This window comes from Streptomyces sp. NPDC048383, from assembly GCF_040651775.1.
Lineage (GTDB): Bacteria > Actinomycetota > Actinomycetes > Streptomycetales > Streptomycetaceae > Streptomyces.
In genome coordinates this window covers 1-3,419 of sequence record NZ_JBEZKS010000138.1, presented here as the reverse complement: position 1 = coordinate 3,419, position 3,419 = coordinate 1, and the positions used below count along the sequence as shown (strand labels likewise).

The window sequence follows — 3,419 nt, the reverse complement described above, 5'->3', positions numbered from 1 at the left end:
CGGCGGGGTCCCGGGCCCCGCCGGCGCGGCACCGCGGGGTCAGTTCGCGACGCCCGCCGTCACGGGGGCCCGGTCCGTGTCCGGCGCCGCGTCCTCGCGGAGCCGGGCCGCGGCCTTCTTCATGCGGCTGCGGATGACGAGCGTCACGACGAGCCCGCCCGCCACGGCCAGGGCGAGCGCCAACCAGGAGAACCGCTTCAGCCACGGCTCGGCGACGACGCCGACCGAGTAGATGACGGCGGTGGTGCCGCCGGCCCAGAGGATCCCGCCGAGGACGTTCGCGACGAGGAAGCGCCAGTACGGCATCCGCAGCACGCCGGCCAGCGGCCCGGCGAAGATCCGCAGCAGGGCCACGAACCGTCCGAAGAAGACGGCCCACATGCCCCACTTGTCGAAGGAGCGCTCCGCGAGGGCCACGTGTTCGGGTCCGAAGTGCTTGGGGAAGCGCCGACCCAACTTCTCCAGCAGCGGTTTGCCCCCGCGCCGGCCGATCGCGTAGCCGATCGAGTCGCCGATGATCGCGCCCGCGATCGCGCACAGGCCCAGGACCACCGGGTCGATCTCCCCGTGCTGGGAGGCCAGCAGGGCCGAGCTGACCAGGATGATCTCTCCGGGCAGGGGGATGCCCAGGCTCTCCAACCCGATGACCAGACCCACCAGGAGATAGACGCTGATCGGTGGAATCGTCTCCAGCCATTCCTGGATGTGCACCGGTGGGTCCTCCCGAGTTCTCGCCGCCGGGCTCCCGTGGCCCGCCGGACGGGGCAGCCTATCGGCTCCCCACGACCGCCTTCGCCCGCAAGGGCAGTTCGCGGGACGACCGCCCGACGAAGACCTCCCGCAGGCCGGCGCCGACCACCCAGGCCCGCTGCTCGGGGTCCCAGGACGACAGCGTCCGCGCGTCGATGTCCACGGTGACCGGCCGGGACTCCCCCGGCGCCAGGGTGAGCCGCCGGTAGCCGGCCAGCACGCGTACCGGCTGGTCCGACGCGGGCCGCTCGGCCGGCCCCAGGTAGACCTGCGCGACCTCGGTGCCCTTGCGGCGGCCCGTGTTGCGTACGGTGAACTCGGCGCGCAGGCCGCCGCGTTCGGGCCGTACGGACAGCCTCTCGTAGGCCCAGGTCGTGTACGAGAGCCCGTGCCCGAAGGGGAACAACGGGGTCGCGCCGCGGGCGTCGTACCAACGGTGGCCCACGTGCACGCCCTCGGTGTACTCCTGCCGGCCGGCCACCCCCGGGTAGCGCAGGAGGTCCCCGGCGACCGGGGTCGTCCGCTCGTCCGCCGGGAAGGTCTGGGTCAACCGCCCCCCGGGGTCCACGTCCCCGAAGAGGACGTCGGCCGTCGCGCCCGCGCCCTCCTGGCCCGGGTAGTACATCTGGAGCACCGCACCCGTACGAGCGAGCCAGGGCATGGTCGTGCACGAGGAGGTGTTGAGCACCACCGTCGTCCGGGGGTTGGCCGCGGCCACCGCCTCGATCAGCGCCTCCTGCCCGCCGGGCAGCCCCAGCGAGGTCCGGTCGTGCCCGTCGGTGGCGTCCTCGTACGCGAACAGCACCACGCTGTGCGCCGCCCGGGCGGTCCGTACGGCCTCGGCGACGTCGGCGGCGCGCGTCGCCCGGGTGGTGTGCCGCAGCCGGAAGCGCTGACCGCCGGCGCCCCCCTCGGCGGTGACGGCGAGCCGGTGGGTACCGGCCTTCAGGGCGAGCGTGCGGCGGCGGACGGACATCCCGTCGGGGGCCCGGCCGAGGAGGGTCCCGGCGAACGGCTCGGCGGCGCCCTGTCGGACGGCGAACAGGTCCTCCCCGTCGAGCCGGACGGACGGCCGCTTCCCGGTGTGGTGGACGAGCAGGGTCCACTCGTCGTCGGCGGCCAGCGTGAACTCCGCCCGGTGGCTCCAGGTCCGGCCGGCCTCCACCCGCCGGTCGTCGAGCGCGGCGTTCGGGGTCAGCAGCCCGGCCGGCAGCGGCCGGCCGTACGGGTCCTCGCCGAGGGCGTGGCGGACGGTGGCCCCCCTGCCCGCACGCCGGGTGAGCGCGGTGAGCGGCGAGAGGGGCCGGTCCGGGACCACCGGGGCGCCGCCGCCGGCGACGAGCGCGATGCGGCCGGTGGGGCCGATCACCGCGAGGGAGCGGGCCGCGGCGCCGGTCAGGGGCAGGGTGCCGCGCTCGTTGCGCAGCAGGACCGCCCCGGCGCCGGCCACCTTGCGGGCCGTCCGGGCTCCCGCCGGCGCGTTGCGGGCGGGGCGGGCCGGCGGCTGGTCCGTGAGCAGGCCGAAGCGGTCCAGGGTGGTCAGGATGCGGCGTACGGCCAGGTCGACGGCCTCCTGGGGGACGGAGCCGCCCTGCACGGCCTCGCGCAGGGGGCCGCCGAAGTGGGCGCCGCCGGGCATCTCCATGTCGAGGCCGGCGGTGATCGAGGCGACGGCGCTGTGCAGGGCGTCCGGATCGGACAGCACCCATCCGTCGAACCCCCAGCGGCCGCGCAGCACTTCGTCGAGCAGCGGCCCGTTCTCGCAGGCGGGGATGCCGTTGATCTTGTGCCGGGCGCCCGTGACGGCGCCCGCCCCGGCGGCCGCGGCCGCTTCGAAGCCGCGCAGCCCCGTTTCGTGGAGGGTCCGTTCCCCGATGCTCACGTCGAGGGTGTCGCGGCCGGTTTCCTGGTCGTCGAGGACGAAGTGCGTGACGGCGGCGATCAACCCCTCGTCCTGGATGCCGCGCACGACCTGGCCGACGATGTCGGCGGTCAGCCGCGGGTCCTCGGCGAAGGCTTCGAAGTTGCGGCCGGCCCAGGGCGTGCGGATCAGGTTGGCCATCGGCCCGAGCAGGACGTCCCGGCCGAGCGCGCGGCCCTCGCGGCCGAGGACCCGTCCGTACTCGCGGGCCAGCGCGGGATCGAAGGCGCCGGCGAGCATCACGGGGGCGGGCAGCGCGGTGGCGGGCTCGCCGACGGCGATGCCGGCGGGCCCGGCGGCGAACCGCAGCGCGGGAATGCCCAGACGCGGTACGCCTGGCAGGTAGCCGGCGTGGACCGACGCGTGCGGATCCGGGTCCGGGCCGCCGTGCAGCAGAGCGGTCTTCTCGTCGAGGGTGAGCTGGTCGAGCAGGGCGTCGACGCGGGCCCCGACGGCCGGCTTCCCGGCGGCGGCAGCGGCCGGCGGGGCCTTGCGGGGCAGGGCTCCGGGCGGCACGCCGGCGACGCAGCCCGCCGTCGCCAGGGAGGAGCCGGCGGCGCCCACCGCGCCGAGCACTCGGATCGCGGAACGTCTGGACACGGCCTCGCTCATGGGTGCTCCCTGCGGCGGCGCCTGGGCGCCGGCCTCGGCATCGGTCGGCGGGAGCGGCCCGCGCTGCCCGCCCCCGTGATGCTCGCCGGCGCCTTCGATCCCGCGCTGGCCCGCGAGTACGGACGGGTCCTCGGCC

Annotated in this window: 2 protein-coding genes; both read right to left on the bottom strand. The window is 76.2% G+C overall.

Going from position 1 to position 3,419, the window contains the following annotated elements; genetic code table 11:
- Nucleotides 1–39 precede the first annotated feature (39 nt).
- Nucleotides 40–711, bottom strand: a complete 672-nt coding sequence (locus AB0D46_RS38380) for a DedA family protein (RefSeq protein ID WP_362884730.1) — start codon at nucleotides 709–711, stop codon at nucleotides 40–42.
- A 58-nt stretch (nucleotides 712–769) separates the two neighbouring features.
- On the bottom strand, nucleotides 770–3,419 hold a 2,650-nt coding region (locus AB0D46_RS38375), incomplete at its 5' end, for a glycoside hydrolase family 3 C-terminal domain-containing protein (protein ID WP_362884728.1).